Raw genomic sequence first — 21356 nt, 5'->3', positions numbered from 1 at the left:
GCCGCACCCCGTCTCCGGGGTGCGGCCCTTCAGGCGCGGGTCAGAGCCCGCGCACGTGCACTCAGCTGTTGATCAGCGAGCGGAGCACGTACTGCAGGATGCCGCCGTTGCGGTAGTAGTCCGCCTCGCCGGGGGTGTCGATGCGCAGCTTCGCGTCGAACTCGACCTCGCCGGCCTTGACCTTGACGGTCTCGGGGATGCCGCCGTCGTTCAGGCCGGTGACGCCGGTGACCGAGAAGGTCTCCTCGCCGGTCAGGCCGAGCGCCTCGGCGGACGCGCCCTCGGGGAACTGCAGCGGCAGAACGCCCATGCCGATGAGGTTCGAGCGGTGGATACGCTCGTAGGACTCGGCGATGACGGCCTTGACGCCGAGCAGCGCGGTGCCCTTGGCCGCCCAGTCGCGGGAGGAGCCGGAGCCGTACTCCTTGCCGGCCAGGATGACCAGCGGGGTGCCGGCGGCCTGGTAGTTCTGCGACGCGTCGTAGATGAAGGAGACCGGCCCGCCCTCCTGGGTGAAGTCGCGGGTGAAGCCGCCCTCGGTGCCCGGCGCGATCTGGTTGCGCAGGCGGATGTTGGCGAAGGTGCCGCGGATCATGACCTCGTGGTTGCCACGGCGCGAGCCGTAGGAGTTGAAGTCGCGACGCTCCACGCCGTGCTCGGTGAGGTACTTGCCGGCCGGGGTGTCGGCCTTGATCGCACCGGCCGGGGAGATGTGGTCGGTGGTGACCGAGTCGCCCAGCTTGGCCAGCACCCTGGCGCCGGTGATGTCCTCGACGGGGGACGTCTCCATGGTCATGCCCTCGAAGTACGGGGGCTTGCGCACGTAGGTGGACTCGCTGTCCCACTCGAAGGTGTTGCCGGTGGGGATCGGCAGCGCCTGCCACTGGGCGTCACCGGCGAAGACGTCCTCGTAGGACGAGGAGAACATGTCCTGGCCGATCGCGGAGGCGACGACCTCGTTGACCTCGGCCTCGGACGGCCAGATGTCCTCGAGGTGGACGGGCTTGCCGTCCTGGTCGATGCCGAGGGCGTCCTTGGTGATGTCCACCTTCATCGAACCGGCGATGGCGTACGCGACGACCAGCGGCGGGGAGGCGAGGTAGTTCATCTTGACGTCGGGGTTGATCCGGCCCTCGAAGTTGCGGTTGCCGGAGAGCACCGAGGTGACGGCCAGGTCGTGGTCGTTGACGGCCTTGGAGACCTCGTCCGGCAGCGGGCCGGAGTTGCCGATGCAGGTGGTGCAGCCGTAGCCGACGAGGTTGAAGCCGACCTTGTCGAGGTACGGGGTCAGGCCCGCACGGTCGAAGTAGTCGGTGACGACCTTGGAGCCCGGGGCGAGGGTGGTCTTGACCCACGGCTTGCGGGTCAGGCCCTTCTCGACCGCCTTCTTGGCCACCAGCGCGGCGGCGACCATGACGTACGGGTTCGAGGTGTTGGTGCAGGAGGTGATCGCGGCGACGGTCACGGCGCCGTGGTCGATCTGGTAGGTCGAGCCGTCGGGGGCGGTGACGGTGACCGGGTTCGTCGGGACGCCGTTGGTGGAGGCCGGGGCGTCGGACGCCGGGAAGGACTCCTTGCCGGCCTCCTCGTCGTCGGCGACGTAGTTGCGGACGTCGACGGCGAACTGCTGCGCGGCGTTCGCGAGGACGATGCGGTCCTGCGGGCGCTTGGGGCCGGCGATCGAGGGGACGACCGTCGCGAGGTCCAGCTCCAGCTTCTCGGAGAAGTCGGGCTCGGCGGCCGGGTCGAGCCAGAGGCCCTGCTCCTTGGCGTACGCCTCGACGAGCGCGACCTGCTGCTCGCTGCGGCCGGTGAGCTTGAGGTAGTTCAGCGTCTCGTCGTCGATCGGGAAGATCGCGGCGGTGGAGCCGAACTCCGGCGACATGTTGCCGATGGTGGCGCGGTTGGCGAGCGAGGTGGCGGCGACGCCCTCGCCGTAGAACTCGACGAACTTGCCGACGACACCGTGCTTGCGGAGCATCTCGGTGATGGTCAGGACGAGGTCCGTGGCGGTGGTGCCCGGGGTCAGCTCACCGGTCAGCTTGAAGCCGACGACGCGCGGAATGAGCATCGAGACGGGCTGGCCGAGCATCGCGGCCTCGGCCTCGATGCCGCCGACGCCCCAGCCCAGCACACCGAGGCCGTTGACCATGGTGGTGTGCGAGTCGGTGCCGACGAGGGTGTCGGGGTAGGCCTGGCCGTTGCGGACCATGACCGTGCGCGCCAGGTGCTCGATGTTGACCTGGTGGACGATTCCGGTGCCCGGGGGGACGACCTTGAACTCGTCGAAGGCGGTCTGGCCCCAGCGAAGGAACTGGTAGCGCTCCTTGTTGCGGCCGTACTCCAGCTCGACGTTCTGCGCGAACGCGTCGTTGGTGCCGAACTTGTCGGCGATGACGGAGTGGTCGATGACCAGCTCGGCCGGGGCGAGCGGGTTGATCTTCGCCGCGTCGCCGCCGAGCTCCTTGACGGCCTCGCGCATGGTGGCCAGGTCCACGACACAGGGCACACCGGTGAAGTCCTGCATGATCACGCGGGCCGGCGTGAACTGGATCTCCTGGCTGGGCTGGGCCTGGGAGTCCCATCCGCCGAGAGCCCGGATGTGGTCGGCGGTGATGTTCGCGCCGTCCTCGGTACGGAGCAGGTTCTCCAGCAGCACCTTCAAGCTGTACGGCAGACGGGCGGAGCCCTCGACCTTGTCCAGCTTGAAGATCTCGTACGACTCGTCGCCCACCTGCAGCGTGCTGCGGGCGTCGAAGCTGTTCGCCGACACGACAGTCTCCTTCATGCATGAATTCGCGCGTACCACCGCAATGCTGCCGTCACAGGTCCTTGCCCATCCGCTAAGGTATGCCTAAGTTAGGTACGCCTTACTGGCGCGGCAGCGGTACGCCTCTCGGCAGATATCTCGATGTCGAGATAACTCTAGTACATCACCGCGCCGAGGTCATGCCCTGGCCTGCCCTCCTTTCTCCGGGAGGCCGGCACCCCACTCGCCTGGGGGCAGGGAAAATGCCGCGCGGACCCGCCCACGACCGCTTTGACCTCCTCGACTCCACCGTCCCCGGCAATCCGTCCAAGGGCGGGCGGCGGCGCGGCCCGCTGCGTATCTTCATGTCACAACGGCCTGGGCCGGGTCCGTCGCGTCCGTGACGGACCGCTACGGAGGAAGATCACCGATGGACGAACGTGACCGGCTGGCAGAGCGCTTCGAGGGGCACCGCCCCCATCTGACGGCGGTGGCCTACCGGATGCTCGGCTCGCTGAGCGAGGCGGAGGACGCCGTCCAGGAAACCTGGCTGCGGACCCAGCGGTCCGGTGTCGACGGGGTCGAGAATCTGGGCGGCTGGCTGACGACCGTCGTCGGGCGGATCTGCCTGGACCAGCTGCGCACCCGCAAGACGCTGCGTGAGGATTCGCTGGAGACACATGTCCCCGAGCCGGTCCTCAGCCGCGCGGACGGCATCGATCCCGAGCAGGAGGCCGTGCTGGCCGACTCGGTCGGGCTCGCGCTGCTCGTCGTGCTCGACACGCTGGCTCCCGCCGAGCGGCTCGCCTTCGTCCTGCACGACATGTTCGCCGTGCCGTTCGACGACATCGCCCCGATCGTCGACCGGACGCCGGCCTCGGCACGCCAGCTCGCCAGCCGCGCACGACGCCGGGTCCAGGGCGCCGCGCCGGCGCCGGACACCGACCTTGCCCGGCAGCGGAAGGTGGTGGACGCCTTCCTCTCCGCCTCGCGCCAGGGCGACTTCGACGCGCTGCTCGCGGTCCTCGACCCGGATGTGGTGCTGCGGGCCGACAGCGGCGAGGCGATGCCGAGCCTGTCGAAACTCGTCCGTGGGGCACGGTCCGTCGTGGCACAGGCGCTCACCTTCTCCAAGGCCGCCCTGCTGGCCCGCCCCGCGCTGGTCAACGGGGCCCCGGGGCTCGTCACCGTGCAAGAGGGACAGCTGCTCTCGGTCATGGCCTTCACCGTCGTGGGCGGCAAGGTCGTCGAGATCAACATTCTCGCCGACCCGGCACGCCTCAAGCGGCTGGACGTGAGCCGGCTCGGCGACTGAGGACGGGCGGGCGGCCGCGTGCGGGGCGCGAGGGGGCGCCGCGTACGGGGCGCCGCCGTGGCCGGGCGTAGCAGGGGACCGGGAGACAGCGAGGCCGGAGGACAGCGGGGCCGGAGCGCGTGGGGGCGCGGGGGCATGGGGCGCGGGGGCCCGCTCGGGTCAGCAGCCCGATCGGCGCCCGGAGGAGCTGCGCGGTTCGACAACCCGTCTCACCAGCCCGTCTCGGCGGCTCTCCTCAGCAGCTCGGGACCGGGCCGCCCTTGTTCAGTGCGGTCAGCGCCCGCACTGCGCTCTGCAGGCTCGTGACGGGTATCAACCGCAGCCCGTCCGGGGCGTTCTGCGTCTTCGCGCAGTCCGCCTTCGGGAGAAGGAAGACGGTCGCCCCGTCCCGCCTGGCCGCCTGGGTTTTCAGCGCCACCCCGCCGACGGCCCCCACCGTCCCCTTCTCGTCGATGGTCCCGGTGCCGGCTATCGTTCGGCCGCCGGTCAGCTCGCCGCCGTCACCGTCACCGTCCAGTGTGTCGACTATGCCGAGCGAGAAGAGCAACCCGGCGCTCGGCCCGCCCACATCGGCGAGGCTGAGCTTGACCTTCACCCGGTCCGGGTCCTTCCCCAGGAACCCGAGCGCGGCCGACGTCGCGGTGTGCTGGGAGTCCTTCATCTCGGCGATGTTGTGCTCGGCGATCTCCGCCTCGGATTTTCCGGGCGGGAAGACCGCGTCCTTGGGCATCACCGCACGGTCCGTGCGGAACCACCCGTCGATCACGTCGCCCAGGCGGATATCGGCGCGCGGCGCGGTCGCGACGATGGCCGTCATCCGCAGCTGACCGCTGGTCTCCCGCGCCGGAGCGCCGGTGAGGGAGATGACGTCCGCGCCGTGATACTCCCCCAGCACATTCGTGGTCTGACCCGGTCGCGCGAGGGAGTACGGCAGGGGCGCCAGCCCCGCCACGGCCAGCAGCGCCACGACCGGGACGGCGGTCAGCGCGAGAGCACGGGGGCGGGAGGGCACTCCCTCACCAGAGGCTTCGACTCGGGGGGAAGCTCCGTCACGGGATAGGCGAGTGATCACGCCGCCCAATGTAACTGCCGCCCGTGGGGCAGCTGCAGGCCCGTGCGGTCCCGGGACACAAGGCGCCCGCCTCGCCGGACGGGGGAGGGCCGAACAGGTGCATTTCAAGTGGTGCGACAGGGGGCACCGGAGGGCGTGCACGGCGCCGCGTCCCCGCTCGGGCCGCATTCGGCGAGGCCCGCCACGCGCCCCCTCGGGCCCGCAGTTGCCGAGGCAGGAGGGCGGGCAGGCACCGAGATGATCCCCCGGAACAGAGGCGGGACGCTCCCTGATGCGCCGACAAACAGGGGCGAATAGCGTGGTCACGCGACGACGCTCAGGGAGACCTCCTCCCCGCATTCATCTCATATCTGAGATACGGTCGAGTTATGGCAGACGACTACCTCGTACGCATCGGCAGGCTCATCCGCGACGCCCGGCAACATCGTGGCTGGACACAGACGCAGCTTGCCGAGGCGCTCGGCACCAGTCAGAGTGCGGTGAACCGCATCGAGCGGGGGAACCAGAACATCAGCCTTGAGATGATCGCGCGCATCGGCGAAGCCCTCGACAGCGAGATCGTCTCGCTCGGCTACGCCGGCCCGATGCATCTGCGCGTGGTCGGCGGACGCCGGCTGTCCGGCAGCATCGCCGTCAAGACGAGCAAGAACGCCTGCGTGGCGCTGCTTTGCGCGACCCTCCTCAACGCCGGCCGGACAACCCTGCGCCGGGTGGCCCGGATCGAGGAGGTCTACCGCATCCTCGAAGTGCTCGGCAGCATCGGAGTGCGGACCCGGTGGATCAACGACGGCAACGATCTGGAGATCGTCCCCCCGGCCGAGTTGAACCTCGACGCGATGGACACCGAGGCGGCCCGCCGCACTCGCAGCGTCATCATGTTCCTCGGTCCGCTGCTGCACCGGATGGACCACTTCAAGCTGCCGTACGCGGGTGGATGCGACCTCGGAACCCGTACCGTCACACCGCACATGACGGCGCTGCGGCACTTCGGACTGGAGATCACCGCGACCGACGGCACCTACCTCGGCCAGGTCGACCGCGACGTCTCCCCCAAGCGCGCGATCGTGCTGACCGAACGTGGCGACACCGTCACCGAGAACGCGCTGCTGGCCGCCGCCCGGCACGACGGCGTCACGGTCATCCGCAACGCCTCCTCCAATTACATGGTCCAGGACCTGTGCTTCTTCCTGGAGGAGCTGGGCGTCCGGGTCGACGGCATCGGCACCACCACGCTCACCGTCCACGGCGTCGCACACATCGACCGCGACGTGGACTACGCGCCGTCCGAGGACCCGGTCGAGGCGATGAGCCTGCTGGCGGCGGCCGTTGTCACCGAGTCGGAACTGACGATCCGCCGGGTGCCGGTGGAGTTCCTGGAGATCGAACTGGCCGTCCTGGAGGAGATGGGCCTGGATCACGAGCGAAGCGCCGAGTACGCCGCCGACAACGGCCGCACCCGCCTGCTCGACCTGACGGTCCGACCCTCCAAGCTCCAGGCCCCGCTGGACAAGATCCACCCGATGCCCTTCCCGGGCCTCAACATCGACAATGTCCCCTTCTTCGCGGCCATCGCGGCCAGCGCGCAAGGCCAGACCCTGATCCACGACTGGGTCTACGACAACCGCGCCATCTACCTCACCGACCTCAACCGCCTCGGCGCCCAGGTCAAACTCCTCGACCCGCACCGCGTCCTGGTCGACGGCCCGACCCGCTGGCGCTCCTCGGAAATGATGTGCCCCCCGGCCCTGCGCCCGGCCGTCGTCGTCCTGCTGGCCATGATGGCCGCCGAGGGCACGTCGGTCCTGCGCAACGTCTATGTCATCAACCGGGGTTACGAGGACCTGGCGGAGCGACTCAATTCGATCGGCGCACAGATCGAGATCTTCCGGGACATCTGAACTACCGATGCCGCCGCACCCTTTCTGACCTGCACGAATGTGAGGCAGGACGGGGTGCGGCAGCATCTGTGGGATTTCTCTGGGGCTTTACGACTGGGGGGCTTCCATCGTGATCGTGGACACGGTTGTCATGCAGCGATGGGCAGCGTAGTTGATCTCTACTCGAAGACGGCGGGCGCGAGGTAGCCAAGCGCCGAGCGCCTCCGCTTGTGGTTGTAGAAGCCGAGCCAGCGGAACACCGCGAGCTGAGCGGCCCGTTCGGTGTGCCGGCCGCGCCGACCGGACAGGATCTTCCGCTTGAGGGAGGCGAAGAACGACTCGGCGGCAGCATTTTCCGCGCTCGATCCGGCAGCCCCCATAGACCGGCGGACCCCAGCGGTGCGGCAGGCCTCGACGAACGCCTTCGAGCTGTACTGCGCTCCGTGATCACGCCCCCGGCTGCCGCACCGGCGCCGGGGGCGGCGACGCCGGATCCCGACTGTCGCCGAGGTCGAGGTCATTGCCGATGATGACCTTGCCGAACAGCCACATCAACCGCACCGCGCGCGCCACCCCCAGGGCTGCCGCGCCCTCGGCCAACCAGTGCGCTCCGACCGGATCGTGCTCCGTGGTGTCGAGGACTACAGCGAGCAGGCACAGCCCGGAGACCACCAGTGTCGCGCTGAGAATGCTCATCCAATTCCGCCGGAATTCCGGCCCCTGTTGAGGGTGCGTGCGCAACACCCGCATGCGGGGACCTGTGGCCGCGGCGTACAGGGTCACGGCCGCAGTGATGAAGCTGCCGATGATCGCGACGACGGTCGCCATCGTCGTATAGACCGCGACCCTCTGCTCTCTGCCGGGCCATCCCAGCACATCGCCCGCGCCCGTGATCCGTACAGCCGCCATGTGCAGGCCGACCATCACACCTGCGATCACCAGGTCCACCGCGGGTCGACCCACCCAGCGCCGCCACAGCCAATTCAGCATGCCGCCCCCAACATCAGCCCTGAACTGCTGCTCAGGCTAGCGGCCGATACTGACATGCCTCCTGTAGCGCCTGCTCATGCGTACGGGCCGCCGCAAAGATCTCGTCGACGGCGTACCGCAGATCGACCGACCGTCCGTCGGTGAAAGCGAGCGGGACATCGCACTGGGCCGTGATGCGGTGGGCGAGGAAGTCGAGCGGCTCGTACTCAAGGGACTGACGATGCGGGTCCCGGACCGCGACCCTGCCGGTTACGGACCGGATCACTCCGGACTCGTCCACCCATTCGTCCAGGTCTGGAATGAACTGGAGTACGTCGGTGCGCAGTTCGGTCGCGGCCCGATTCCTGCGCATCGCGGAGAGCCTGCTGCCACGCTGGGGAACCTTCAGTGAGAGCGTGATGGAGGTGTCGGGATGCCGTTGCCCGAAACTCCGCAGTGAATCAGCAAGGCCGCCGTGGGCGCTCAAGGCACTGACGGTGTCCGCCGGAGCCCCCTCCAACTGCACGGTGAACTCGGTGACCGCCTCGATGCGGTTGAGCTTCTCTCGAGCGCGCGCGTGGATGACCGGCTTGAGCACCACCTCACCCCACGGCAGACCAACGCCGTTCAGCCACTTGGTGATGGCACTCACCCGCGGCGCCGAGAAGCCGCCGGGCAGGACCCCAATGATGTTGGCGTACGGAAGGAAACAGATCGTCGTCACATGGACGACATCCTTGCCTGCCGCGACCTGAAGCGCCTCAATCGTTCCGTTGCTCCGGTCAAGCTGGTGCGGCACCTCACCGGTGATCTTGGCGAGTTGCAAATGATCAACACGGACAGTTGAGTCGATCACCCCGACCAGCTGATCGTCCGCGCTGCGGACCACGCACTCGTACGACTCTGAGGCCGCGACCCGGTCGAGGAAGCTCCGCCAGTCCTGGTGCTCCATGCGCGGCTGACCGCGCTTGGCCTCCACGACCTCGAAGAAGAAAACCGTTCGCTTGCGTACTGTCCGGGCCATGCCCGCCCCCCGCTCTCAGGCTCCCGCGTTCTTACATGATCGTAAGTGGATTCGCCGTGGCCTCCGGCACAGCATTCACGGAATGGCTTGATAGCGACAACCGCAACCCCCTGCTTCCCACACCCGTCGCCGGATTTCTCCAGCCTCCTGCAGCACCACCTCCCACCTGGCAAGATGATCAGATCAGCGGTCTGACGATTTCAAAATGCCGCGATTCGCCCCATACCGTTGCCACCGACCACGCCGGCAACCAGGCGAGTCCGGCAGCGGAAAGGTGCGGTGAACGGCGGTGGCGGCAGCAGGAGGTCCGGCGCCCCCCAAGCCCGGCCAGCACCAGCCCAAGCGCTGGTACCAGACCCGGCCGTCCCCCTTCCACTGGGAGCAGACAGCCCTCGACTACATCAAGCAGCGGATGCCGGCCACGGCTCCGCACTATGCCTGGGCAACGTTCTCCTTCACCGCTATGAGCGGCCGCATCAACGAGTGCGACCTGTTCATCGCCACACCCCGCGGTCTCTACCTGGTCGAGCTGAAGGGGCACCCCGGCCGCGTCGTCAACAGCGGGGACACCTGGAGCTTCCACGCCCCCGACGGCCGGGTCCGCACGATCCGCAACCCTCTGCACCTCACCGATCTCAAGTCCAAAGAGCTGAAGGCCCGCCTCCAGGAGGCGGCTCGCGAGCTCTACCCAAGCATCCGCGTTCCCCGGATCGACCCGATCGTGTTCCTGTCCGACCCCCTGCTCCACAGCGAGTTGGACACGGTGCAGCGCACTCGTGTGTACGGGCGTGACGGCGTCCAGAGCGGTCTCCCGGGCATCTGGGACGACTTCCTCAGCCTGCCGCCGGAGCGAGAGAGCTGGCGGATCAAGGAAGACGTCTTCGCGCGGCATCTACCCGAGCTGATGAAGAAGATCGGTGTGCGGGCATCCACTGCCCACCTCAACTTCGGCGACGGCTGGAGGCTCTCCTCCCGCCCGCTGGACGCGGGGCCCACTTGGGAGGACCGGCTCGCCGAGCGCAAGGAGATGATCCACGAGGAGGGCAGGGTCCGGATCTACCTCGTGGAGCAGCAGGCGAGCGAGGAGAAGCGGCGCTCCGCCACCCGCGCCGCCGAGCGCGAGTATCAGGTGCTCCAGGGCATCGCCCACCGCGGCATCTCCCAGGCCGTCGCCTTCCGCCAGCACCAAGGCGGCCCGGCAATCCTCTTCCGCCACCGGGAGAGCGACCTGCGGCTGGACAACTACCTTGCTGTGCACGGCCCGAAGCTTTCCGAAGCCGTACGCCGCGACATGGTGCGCCAGCTCGCCGAGGCCGTCCGCTACGCCCACCGCCGCTCGCTCTACCACCGCGCACTCGCGGCCCGTTCGGTGTACGTCAGTGCCCGCGAGAACGGCAACGACCCCGTCCTGCGCATCATCGACTGGCAGGCATCGGCCCGCGATTTCGACACCACCTCACTGCGCTCGCTCGGCGAGAGCTCCTTCACCGGCGAGCACATCGAGGACGCCGCCCAGTGCTACCTCGCTCCCGAGACCGACGCCGACTATCCGGACCCCGTGGATCTCGATGTCTTCGGTCTCGGAGCCATAGCGCACCACATCCTGACCGGAATGCCGCCTGCCGAGACCCGTACCGCCCTGAAGGCGCGACTTGCGGCCGACGGTGGACTGCACCTGTACGCGGTGAGCGACGCCATGGATGCCGGCCTCGACGAGCTGGTATACGCCGCGACCCGCGCGTCCGTGGACGATCGCCTCGACTCCGCCGACGCTTTTCTCAGGCAGCTCGACGATGCCGAGCAGGCCAGCGCCGCGCAGGCGGTCGCCATGGAGGCCGACCCGCTCACCGCCACCCCGGGGCAGGCTGTCGATGGGGACTGGACCGTCGAGCGGGTGCTCGGCTCAGGTGCGACAGCCCGGGCGCTGTACGTGACGCGCGTCACCGAAGACGAGCGCGGTCGCCGCGTGGAGGAGGAGCGGGTCCTCAAGGTCGCGCTGGACGCGGAGAAGAACGAGCGCCTGGCCTCGGAAGCTGCAGCCCTCCAGCAGATCAGCAGCGGCCGTATCGTCAAGCTGCACGAAGGCCCGCGCACGATCGGCGGTCGGACCGTCCTCGCCTTGGAGTACGCCGGTCCTGAGACTCTCGGCCAACGGCTGGCAAGCTACGGGCAACTGGGATACGAGGAATTAGCATCCTTCGGCGAGGACCTGTTCACCGCCCTCGACGACCTCGCGGCCAGGGGCCTGCGCCACCGCGACCTCAAGCCCGACAACCTCGGGATCAAGGTCCGGGACGACGGTGAGCAGCAACTGATGCTCTTCGACTTCTCCCTGGCCAATGTCTCCGACCGCGACATCAAGGCCGGCACGCGCGGCTATCTCGATCCCTTCCTCGGGGATGCCCGGCGCCCCATCTACGACGACTACGCGGAGCGGTACGCCGCCGCGGTCGTTCTGCATGAGATGGCTGCAGCCGAGCGCCCCATGTGGGGCAACGGCACGGACGACCCGCAGACGGCCCTCAAGGACGACCTCCCCGTCCTCGCCGCGGATGCCTTCGTGTCCGTCCTGGGACCAGGACTCGAGAAGTTCTTCGAACGGGCGCTGCACCGTGAAGCGAACCGCCGGTTCGAGTCACTGCGGCAGATGCGTGACGCTTGGCGATCCATATTCGTGGAGGCCGACCGCACCCAGCCGCCGCCCGCGTCGGACCCGGTCTCGCTGCTGGGCGGCGCGGGCCGACAGGAGAGCCTCTCCGACGATGACATCCGAGACGTGTACGCGGAGAAGGCGAAGCTCGGCACGACGCTGAGAGACGCGGGGCTGACCGAGCGGGCGGCTGCGGTGGCCGAGGAACTCGGCGCGGTGACGGTCGGCGAACTGCTGGACGTTCCCTCGCCTCGCTTCCGCGGGAAGCGCGGTATCGGCGCGGTGGTGAAGAAGGAGCTCAACCGGCGGCACCGTCAGTGGACGGCTGCGCTGCGTCCCAAGAAGCCCAAGGCCGCCGCTGCTCCAGCGCGGCCCGTGGTACCTGTGGCGGCGGACGACAAGCTCGGTGCCGAGCACGAGGCCAGGCAGGACGTGGAGCACTTGGCCGCGCTCCTCAACCCGGTGCCACCGGGCCGCAAGGACAACAAGCGGCCGCAGGTCGTCGCGGCGTGGCTTGGGCTCGACGGCAAGGCTGAGTTGGGTTCCTGGCCCACCAACCGCCAGGTCGCGGAGACGGTGAAGGTCTCCGAGTTCACCGTCTCGAAACACCTCACCGCGGCGATCACGGAGTGGGCCGACGCGGGGTGGATGAACGTCCTGCGTGGTGAATTGGTAGACGCCGTCCGGGACGCGGGCCGCGTGATGACCGCCAGGGAACTGTCCCGGGTGCTGGCCGCGAGCCACGGTTCCGAAAGCGAGTCCACGGAGGGCAAGGAGGCCGCCGCACTCGCGGTCGTACGAGCCGCTGTCGCCGCCGAAACACTCCTCACCGGACGCGACGAGGACCATGAACCGCGGCTCGCACAGATGCGGCGGCGGGGCCGGCTGATCGTGGCCCTGGAGTCGCTGGACGGCTCCGATGACCCGACGTCCGATGAACTCGCTGCCTACGCGATAGAGCTGGGTGAAGCGGCAGGGAAGATCGCCACTGCCGATCCCCTGCCGGACCGGTCCGGTGCGCTCCGCGACCTACGGGCGGTGCGCACACCTGAAGGCGTGGCCCCGCTGCCGGACGCCCGGCTGGTCACGCTGGCCGCGGCAACGTCGTTGGGTGCCGCCGCATCCCCCCGGCTTGAGCTGTACCCACACACGCTGGAGCTGTGGCGTGCCCTGCAGATATCTCAAGCCGCGGCCGGTGTGCGGCGCGAGGTAGGCATCAGCCTGGAGGGTCTGCTCTCTCGTCTGCGCTCTCGCTTCCCCGAGATGGCGATGGGCAGGCCCACGTACGTCGAGGTCGAGGACGCGCTCAAGAAGGCCGGGTTCCCGCTGACGTACGAGACGGCGGAGGCGCGCTTCAAGCCCCCCGTGCCGGTGTCAGCGGTGGGCAGCAGCAGCTGGCCCACCTCGACGGGCACAGTGACGAGGGCCTCTCGCGCACGGGTGGCTGGCGCCGCCGGGGGGCGCGAGCCGTCGGCGCTGCTCGCCGCCAAGCTCAACTCCGCGATACGGGAGGGCGGATTCCTCGCACTGAATGTGCACGTCAAGCGGCTGCGGGGTGAGGCCGGCTCTGTTGCGGAGGCGGTCGCGGAGGCGTTCCCGGTAGTTCCGGTGAACTTGGGGCGGGTCTTCCTGGAGGAGTTCCGGGCGCTGGCGGGCGAGCACGGCACCGACTGGTCGAAAGTGCTGGGTGCGGACACCCGGTACACCAGGAACAGTGAACTTCCGGGTGGGCTGCGATCGTTCGTCGTCCGGGTGTGGCCGAGGGTAGCGGCGCAGCTGGAGGAAGCAGCCTCTCGGGAGCCCGGGTCGGTGTTGTTCGTTCACACCGCGGGCCTGCTCTCCCACTACTACGCGGCGGGCGGGCACGAGCTGCTGGTGGAGCTGCAGCGCGAGGCCCGCAAGCCTGGTGGTCGACCGCACGGGCTGTGGCTGCTCACGCCGTCGCACAACCCGCAGGGGGGACCGCAGTTGGACGGTCGCACGGTGGAGGTAACCGGTGGCGACGCGGAACGCGTGGTACTGACCGAGGACTTCCTCAAGAACTTAGCTGCACATCGAGAGGGTTTGGGACAGTGAGCGCGCGCAATGGTGGTCATGACGGCCTGTTGAAGGACCTCCGCAAGCAGGTCACGCTCCTGGAGGACGACCTGCGTGCGCGGAGCGAGTCGGTGGAGGAGTACCGGGACCGGCTCACGAACGAGTACACGCGGGCGTATGCGGCGGACCGTACAGCCGCGACGTACGAATCGTGGCGCGATGAGCGGGTCACTCAGGTCGCGGCAGCGTGGGTGCTCGGTTGCGTCTTCGTGCGATTCTGCGAGGACAACGGGCTGATCGAGCGCGCGTGGCTTGCGGGTGTCGGTGAGCGTCTGAAGGACGCGGAGGACCACGACGCGGCGTTCTTCGCGGCGAACCCGGAGAAGAACGACCGCGACTGGATCGTTGCGGCGTTCGACCACTTAGCCGGGACCAACCCGACGGTGGCGGGGCTTTTCGACCGCGCGCACAACCCCTTGTGGGAGATAGCTCCTTCGTATGAGGCGGCGACGGCGCTTCTGAAGTTCTGGCGGCGGGTTGATTCCGACGGTGAACTCGTCCACTCGTTCGTGGACAGCGACTTGGACACGCGCTTCCTGGGCGACTTGTACCAGGATCTGAGCGAGCACGCCCGGAAGACGTACGCGCTGCTCCAGACCCCTGTGTTCGTGGAAGAGTTCATCCTCGATCTGACGCTGGAGCCGGCGGTTGAGGAGTTCGGCCTGGAGCCGGTCGTCAAGGTCCGCGACGGGCACGGCGTTGACCGGGAACTCCCCGCGGGGCTGCGGACAATCGACCCGGCGTGCGGTTCGGGGCACTTCCTGCTGGGGCTCTTCGAGCGGCTGTTGGCGAAGTGGCGGGACGAGGACAAGGGCGCGGATGAGTGGACGCTGATCAGGCGGGCACTGAACGCGGTGCACGGGTGCGACAAGAATCCCTTCGCCGTGTCGATCGCCCGGTTCCGGTTGTTGATCGCTGCGCTGAAGGCTGCGGGCGCGGGACGGCTTGATACAGCACCCGGGTTCCCGATCAACGTGGCTGTGGGTGATTCCTTGATCCACGGTCGCGGTGCACCGAAGCGGGAGTCCGAGACCATGTTCTCCCTGTCGGGGGAAACTCTTGAAACCTTCTTCTATCGGCCCGAGGACATCGACGAGTACGCGGAGCGTTGCGACCTGATGACGCGTGACTCGTACCACGTGGTCGTGGGAAATCCGCCGTACATCACAGTCAAGGACAAGCAGGAGAGCCTCAACTACCGAGTGTACGATTCATGCTCGGGTAAGTACGCACTGTCGGTGCCGTTCACTGAGCGGCTGTTTCAACTAGCGGTGCGAACTTCAGGATCGAATCGGGACGCAGGGTACATAGGACAGATCACCGCGAACTCATTCATGAAGCGTGAGTTCGGCAGGAGACTAATCGAGGACTTCTTCCGACTGAAGGCCCACCTGACACATGTAATCGACACGTCGGGTGCCCACATTCCTGGGCATGGGACACCGACGGTTATTCTGGCGGGGCGGAATTACGTACCGCGGCCGGACGAGCCTATTCGGGCGGTGCTCGGAGTGCGGGGCGAGCCAAAGCAGCCCGAGGTCGCCGCCGATGGCGTCGTATGGTCGGCGATTTTGAGACAGATCAACTTCCCTGGCAGCGATTCAGAATGGGTGACCTCCGCTGACCTGAGCCGTAGTTCTTTCAGTGAATTTCCATGGAGCCTGTCCGGCGGCGGTGCAGGGATCCTCTTTTCAACTCTTGAGAGTAATCGTCTCGAGCGACTCGCCAATAAAATTCGACTCATTGGCCGAACAGCACACACGGGAAGCGATGACTCGTACTACGCCGCTCCCGGCACGTGGCAGCGGCGTGGCGTTGCGGCAGCGAACATCGCGCCAGTAATCGAGGGTAATTCCATTCGCGAGTGGGCAATCACGCCCCTAACGGAGGGGTTGTTCCCCTACGATGATAACCTCAAGGCGGCTCTTTCTGACACAGCCACATCGCGCCACTTGTGGGCACATAGAACTGTCCTGGCGCAGCGTCGAGAACCGGGTGGAACTCATGAAGAAATCGGCTTGACTTGGTACGAGTGGAGCAGGTGGCATCCCGAACGATTCAGCATTCCGATGGGAATTGCCTTCCCATTCGTCTCAACACACGCGCACTTTGCGTTGGATCGCGGGGGGAGGGTCTTTAACCGAACTGGGCCAGCGATCAAACTGCCAGAGGGAGCAAACGAGGACGAGCACCTGGCGTTGCTAGGGGTATTCAACTCATCGGCAGCCTGTTTTTGGCTCAAGCAGGTCAGCCAGTCCAAAGGAAACGGCGGCATCGGTGGTGGCATCTCAGATGAGCTCTGGGAGCACCGGTACGAGTTCACCGGAACCAAGCTCCAAGAGTTCCCCCTCCCCGCCCAACTCCCCCTCCCCCTTGGCCGTACCCTTGACACCCTCGCCCAGAAACTCCCCACCCACGAGCCATCCGCCGTCTGCACTGCCGACGAACCGCCCACCCGGGCACGCCTCGACGCTGCACGCGAGTCCTGGGCCCGCACCCGTCAGCGCATGATTGCGCTCCAGGAGGAGCTGGACTGGGAGGTCTACCACTCCTACGGGCTGCTCACCGACGCCGAGAAGGCCCGCCTCACCGACCCCTCCCCCGCGCCCACGACCATCCCCCAAGTGAAGCTCGGGGAGCGTGCGTTCGAGATCGTGCTCGCACGTAAGCAGTCCGCTGGGGAGATCGAGACCGCCTGGTTCGACCGGCACGGTTCCACCCCCATCACCGAGATCCCCGCCCACTGGCCCGACTGGTACCGGGACATCGTCCAGGCCCGCATCGACACCATCACCTCCCGCCGCGACATCGCCCTCATCGAGCGCCCGGAGTGCAAGCGGCGCTGGGCCACCGACACTTGGGAGAAGCGGGAGAAGGCCGCCCTTCGTACCTGGATACTCGACAAGTGCGAGCACAAGTCGCTCTGGTTCCACGTACTCAACGACTTCGAGCAGCCTCGCACCCTCACCGTCGGCCAGCTTGCCGACGAGCTCGAGAAGCGGGCCGACGCCAAGGCGATCCTCAACACCGCTTCCCTCTACGCCGCACATCTCGGCAAGCCCAACCTCTCCCTCACCCAGGTCCTTCAGGACGTGGTCGACGCCGAACACGTCCCGTACCTCGCCGCGTACCGCTACAAGGACACCGGCCTGCGCAAGCGCGCACAGTGGGAGGACGTGTGGGATCAGCAGCGCGAGGAGGACCGGACCGGTGAGCGCCGCAACATTCCCGTACCGCCGAAGTACACCTCCGCGGACTTCCTGAAGCAGTCCTACTGGTCGAACCGCGGGAAGCTGGACGTGCCCAAGGAGCGGTTCGTCTCCTACCCGGACGCGAGTCCCGGCTCCGACCCGACCCTGCTCCTCGGCTGGGCCGGCTGGGACCAGCGTGACCAGGCCACCGCCCTGCTGAACATCGTCAGCGAGCGCCGCAAACAGCAGGACTGGTCCGGCGAGCAGCTCGTGCCGCTGCTCGCGGGGATCAACGAGCAGCTGCCGTGGCTGCGGCAGTGGTTCGGCGAGGTCGATGACGAGTGGGGCGAGGAGTCCGCCGCCGAGGAGTTCCAGAGCTTCCTGGACGGCGAGTTGGCACGCGAGCAGCTCACCCCGGCGGCACTCACAGCATGGCGTCCGGCGAAGAAGACCCGGGCGCGCAAGGCAACAGCAACGGCAAAGAAGAAGGCGGCGGAAGACGATGAGTAGCGGCAACGGCGAGCTCTACCTCCGGGACGTACTCGACCTGCCCGAGTCCGTGCTCGCCGGCTCCTTCAAGGTCGAGCTGTCCGGCGGCTTCGACGCGACCGCCGACCGCGTACGCGAGTACGTGGTCACCCCGCAGCTGGAGCAGTCCCTCCGCAAAGCGCTGAAGATCGTTGAGGCATCCGTACGGGCGGGGTCGTCCGACGCCGCGTATCTGCACGGCTCGTTCGGCTCCGGTAAGAGCCACTTCATGACCGTGCTGCACGCGATCCTCTCCAACGACCCGGCCGCCCGCACCAAGCCCACGCTCCAGCCGATCATCGCGGACCATGACGCGTGGCTGCGGGACCGGAAGTTCCTGATGGTCCCGTTCCACCTGGTCGGTGCGACCGACCTCGACTCGGCGATCCTCGGTGGATACGTCCGCACAGTTCAGCGTTTGCACCCGGAAGCGCCCGTGCCGCCGGTCTACCGGGCGGATGCGATGTTCGAAGATGCCCGCCGCCAGCGGCAGTTCTTCTCCGATGACACGGAATTCGTCCGCTGGCTCGGCAACCCCTCGCTACCGAAGGAGACAAGCGCTGCCCCGCAAGCGGCCGCCGATGACGAGGACGATCTGGTCAACCTCGACGTCAAGGAGGCTCCTGAGGTCTGGACGCCGGCACTCCTCGACGAGGCCTTCGCCGCCGCCCCCGGCGAGAAGGTCCGCAACTGGCTCGCGTCCGCGCTGATCTCCGGTCCGTACTCCTCGTACTCGCTCAGTGCAATGGGCGCAAAGAACGCCTTCCTGCCCCTCGAAAACGGCCTCGACATCATCAGCCAGCACGCCAAGTCCCTTGGCTACGACGGGCTGATCCTCTTCCTCGACGAGCTGATCCTCTGGCTGCAGGCGCATCTGCGGGAGCGGACCTTCGTCAATGACGAGGTCAACAAGCTCGTCAAGCTGATCGAGTCGGGTACGGGTGGCCGTGCCCTGCCAGTCATCTCGTTCATTTCCCGCCAGCGTGACCTCTCCGAGCTGATCGGATCGGACGCGGTCGGCGCTGACGCCAAGAACCTGGAACAGCAGGTCAAGTACCTGGCGGGCCGCATCGACCCGATCAGCCTGGAGGACCGCAACCTCCCGGAGATCATCAAGGAGCGGGTCCTCAAGCCGAAGGACGACGCCGCCAAGGCCGCGCTCGAAGCCGCCTTCGCCCGGGTCGAGACGTCCAACCAGTCGGTGCGGGACGTGCTGCTCGACGCCAACGGCGCCACCCACGCGGACTGGGCCGACTTCAAGGCGCTGTACCCGGTCTCGCCCGTCCTCCTCAACGTCCTGGTCGCGCTCTCCGGTGCGCTCCAACGCGAGCGCACCGGTCTCAAGCTGCTCCAGCAGATGCTCTACAAGCGGCGCGCGGACATGAAGGTCGGTGAGCTGATACCGCTGGGTGACCTGTGGGACGTGCTGGCCGAGGGGATGGGCGAGGCGTTCACCGACCGGCTGCGCAGCGAGGCCGACGCGGCAACTCGCTTCCACGGCAAGGTCAAGGACCACCTCCTCCAGAAGTATGGTTCGGCGGACCACACCAAGTACAAGGCTGACGACCGCTTCATCAAGACGATGCTGCTCGCCTATCTCGCGCCCGATGTGCCTGCTCTCACTCGCCTCACCGGGCCGCGCCTCGACGCCCTGAACCACGGGTCGATCCGCTCCCGCACCGGGCAGGAGGACCGGATCGTGGTCAAGCGGATGCAGGAGCTCCAGGCAGAGTTCCCCGGTGAGCTGCGCAGTGACGGCAACGACGCGGACCCGGTCTTCACGTTGCACCTGTCCGATCTGGACGTGGAGCCGATCCTGGACAGCGTCGGCGAGAAGGACACGCACGGCGCCCGCAAGCGGTGGGTGCAGGAATGGCTGTGGCGAGAGCTGGGCGTCGTCGACAACGGTGGCTTCGTCGCCGATCGCGAAATCGTCTGGCACGGTACGCGGCGCATGGCCGAGTTCGTCTTCGAGAACGTGAGCGATCCCCAGATCCTGCCCGACGCGCAGTTCGAGCCGTCCTCGTCGGACCGGATCCGGTTCGTCATCGATTACCCCTTCGACGAAAACGTAGACGGCCGGCCCAGCGCGGACGAGAACCGGGTCTTCCGCCTGCAGCGGGAGAAGCCCGATGCGGCGACCATCGTCTGGCTGCCGTCCTTCCTCTCTGCCCAGCGAGGCACGCAGCTCGGCCGACTCCTGAAAATCAACTACCTGCTCGGCAGGGACCGGTTGAAGGACTTTGCGACCCACCTGTCGTCCGACGACCAGGTGCGGGTCAGGCATCAGTTGGAGGCGCAGCGCGAGACGCTTGTCTCGCAGCTGGGCCAGGTACTCCACCAGGCATACGGAATCGCCAAGGCCAACGAGACCGACCTCGGCGCCCAGGTGACCGAGGGTAAGCACGTCCACTCGTTGTACGCCGGACACACTCCGCAGCTCCAGGGCGGCGGCCTCTTTGAGTACAACCTGTTGAAGCTCGGCGACGGGTTGTTGGACACGCTCCACCCCAAGCACCCGAACTTCGATCGTCAGGAGAGCCGCAAGCCGGTCACTGCCGCAAAGTTCAAGAAGACCTACGGCTGGATAGCCAAGGCCATGGACGATGGCTCACGCCGGGTCGTGGTCGACAGCGGTGACATCACGGACGTGGCGCGGATCGTGCACGCGCTGGAGTTGGGTGAGGTGCACGACGGACCGCTGAACGTCTCCACGGACTGGCGCCGCCACATCGACCAGCAGGCGGGCAAGCACGGGGCCAAGGGCGACTTCTCGGTCGAGGACATCCGTGTCTGGATCGCCGAGCTCGGCTGGACGGGGCTCGACAAGCTGGTCTCCAACCTGGTGATCGCCACGTACGCATTGCTCTCGGATCGCTCCTGGATCTACCACGGGCAGGCGGAAGAGGCCCCCGCGCTGGACCAGATCGGCCCCGGCTGGGCACTGCGGGCCCAGGAGCGTCCCAGTGAGGACGAGTTCACGGCGGCACACACCCGGGCCGCGGCACTGTTTGGCACGAGTGTCCCGCAGCTACTGTTCGCCCGAAACGTCAACACACTCGCCGCGGACGTCCACGCCAAAGCAGCGGAGCGAGAGGCCGCTGTCAGCGGGTTGCGGAAGGCGCTGACCCAGTTCAGATCCGCGCTCGGCATCAGTGGCGAGGCCCCCAGCGCACGTGAGCAGTCGGTACACGACGCGGCCGACCTGCTGGCCCGGATCAAGCAGACCCCGGAGCCGACTCCGCTGACCCGTGACCTTGCCGCGGCAACGTATGCGAGCACCGATGTCGTGCTGGCCAAGACCATGTCCTCGGCACAGCGTGTGCTGGATGCTCTGGAGAGCACCGACTGGGACCTCATCGAGAGCCTTCAGCAGTACACCGAGCGCGGGGATGATCTCGCTGACCGGTCCAGGCTCTTGCTCGACGAAATTGCGCAAACAGCGGCAGCCGACGAATTCGACACCGAGCTCACCCCGGTGCTGCGCAGTGCGCGCAGTCAGGCCGTGTCGATGATCAACGAGGCCGCTCGCCGCAGCGTCGTGGCGCCCGTCGCGCCCACACCGCCCCCGCCCGCAGAGCCAGTGGTGGCTTTCCCCTCTGACGAGACGGACGACGAGGACGACGAGCCCTTCGAGCAGCCGAAGCCGGCGCCCAGTACACCGGTCACTCCTGTTGCCACTCGCCGTACGCGTCGGCTCTCGGCGGGGTCCACGAGTGCGCTGGAGACCGTGCTCAGTCAGGCCCTCGACGCGATACAGGGCGAGATCCGCGACTACGCGGCCGCACACCCCGGCGCTGAGATCGAAATCCAGTGGCGGGTGCCCCACGCCGACCAGGGCGATGACGTGCCGGCACACGGCGGCGAGGCCTGATGGGAGCCAC

Annotated in this window: 10 protein-coding genes; 5 read left to right on the top strand and 5 right to left on the bottom strand. The window is 67.5% G+C overall.

What is annotated here, in order from left to right:
* Positions 1-61 precede the first annotated feature (61 nt).
* Positions 62-2773 (bottom strand): aconitate hydratase AcnA, encoded by a 2712-nt coding sequence (gene acnA, locus ACGFZW_RS14955; RefSeq protein ID WP_393893509.1) that lies wholly within the window; start codon positions 2771-2773, stop codon positions 62-64.
* 406 nt (positions 2774-3179) lie between these two features.
* Here acnA and sigJ point away from each other — a divergent pair, with 406 nt between their 5' ends.
* Complete coding sequence (gene sigJ, locus ACGFZW_RS14950) at positions 3180-4064, top strand: RNA polymerase sigma factor SigJ (RefSeq protein WP_393893508.1); 885 nt, start codon at positions 3180-3182, stop codon at positions 4062-4064.
* Positions 4065-4299: 235 nt separating this feature from the next.
* Here the strand turns inward: sigJ and ACGFZW_RS14945 are convergent, their stop codons facing one another.
* Complete coding sequence (locus ACGFZW_RS14945; protein ID WP_393893507.1) at positions 4300-5076, bottom strand: S16 family serine protease; 777 nt, start codon at positions 5074-5076, stop codon at positions 4300-4302.
* A gap of 428 nt (positions 5077-5504) precedes the next feature.
* Here ACGFZW_RS14945 and ACGFZW_RS14940 point away from each other — a divergent pair, with 428 nt between their 5' ends.
* Entirely contained in the window at positions 5505-7034 is a 1530-nt protein-coding gene (locus ACGFZW_RS14940) for a helix-turn-helix domain-containing protein (protein WP_393893506.1), read from the top strand.
* Between the two features lie 158 nt (positions 7035-7192).
* Here ACGFZW_RS14940 and ACGFZW_RS14935 read toward each other — a convergent pair whose 3' ends face one another.
* From ACGFZW_RS14935 to ACGFZW_RS14925, 3 genes are read right to left on the bottom strand one after another with little or no spacing between them, the layout of a single operon-like run.
* A complete protein-coding gene (locus ACGFZW_RS14935) occupies positions 7193-7534 on the bottom strand; it encodes an integrase core domain-containing protein (protein WP_393893505.1) in 342 nt (113 codons plus the stop codon).
* Positions 7461-8003: a hypothetical protein gene (locus ACGFZW_RS14930; protein WP_393893504.1), complete on the bottom strand. Its 543-nt coding sequence runs from the start codon at positions 8001-8003 to the stop codon at positions 7461-7463. The genes ACGFZW_RS14935 and ACGFZW_RS14930 overlap by 74 nt, the downstream gene beginning before the upstream one ends.
* A gap of 31 nt (positions 8004-8034) precedes the next feature.
* Complete coding sequence (locus ACGFZW_RS14925; RefSeq protein WP_393893503.1) at positions 8035-9006, bottom strand: hypothetical protein; 972 nt, start codon at positions 9004-9006, stop codon at positions 8035-8037.
* A 289-nt stretch (positions 9007-9295) separates the two neighbouring features.
* On the opposite strand from ACGFZW_RS14925, the gene pglW reads away from it, so the two are divergent.
* From pglW to ACGFZW_RS14910, 3 genes are read left to right on the top strand one after another with little or no spacing between them, the layout of a single operon-like run.
* The gene (pglW, locus tag ACGFZW_RS14920; RefSeq protein ID WP_393893502.1) at positions 9296-13732 is read left to right on the top strand and encodes a BREX system serine/threonine kinase PglW; all 4437 of its coding nucleotides are present in this window, start codon (positions 9296-9298) and stop codon (positions 13730-13732) included.
* Positions 13729-17454: a BREX-2 system adenine-specific DNA-methyltransferase PglX gene (gene pglX / locus ACGFZW_RS14915; RefSeq protein ID WP_393893501.1), complete on the top strand. Its 3726-nt coding sequence runs from the start codon at positions 13729-13731 to the stop codon at positions 17452-17454. Before pglW ends, pglX begins: the two co-directional genes overlap by 4 nt.
* The gene (locus ACGFZW_RS14910) at positions 17447-21346 is read left to right on the top strand and encodes a PglY protein (RefSeq protein ID WP_393893500.1); all 3900 of its coding nucleotides are present in this window, start codon (positions 17447-17449) and stop codon (positions 21344-21346) included. The genes pglX and ACGFZW_RS14910 overlap by 8 nt, the downstream gene beginning before the upstream one ends.
* The last annotated feature ends 10 nt before the right edge of the window (positions 21347-21356 follow it).

The sequence above is a fragment of the Streptomyces sp. NPDC048248 genome (assembly GCF_043201875.1).
Taxonomy (GTDB): Bacteria; Actinomycetota; Actinomycetes; order Streptomycetales; family Streptomycetaceae; genus Streptomyces.
This window is presented reverse-complemented; position numbering and strand designations above follow the sequence as displayed.

Coding starts and splice junctions, on each gene's coding strand:
- ACGFZW_RS14910 (WP_393893500.1), top strand. CDS start 17,447: ATGAGTAGCGGCAACGGCGAGCTCTACCTCCGGGACGTACTCGACCTG.
- sigJ (WP_393893508.1), top strand. CDS start 3,180: ATGGACGAACGTGACCGGCTGGCAGAGCGCTTCGAGGGGCACCGCCCC.
- ACGFZW_RS14930 (WP_393893504.1), bottom strand. CDS start 8,003: ATGCTGAATTGGCTGTGGCGGCGCTGGGTGGGTCGACCCGCGGTGGAC.
- ACGFZW_RS14935 (WP_393893505.1), bottom strand. CDS start 7,534: ATGACCTCGACCTCGGCGACAGTCGGGATCCGGCGTCGCCGCCCCCGG.
- ACGFZW_RS14940 (WP_393893506.1), top strand. CDS start 5,505: ATGGCAGACGACTACCTCGTACGCATCGGCAGGCTCATCCGCGACGCC.
- ACGFZW_RS14925 (WP_393893503.1), bottom strand. CDS start 9,006: ATGGCCCGGACAGTACGCAAGCGAACGGTTTTCTTCTTCGAGGTCGTG.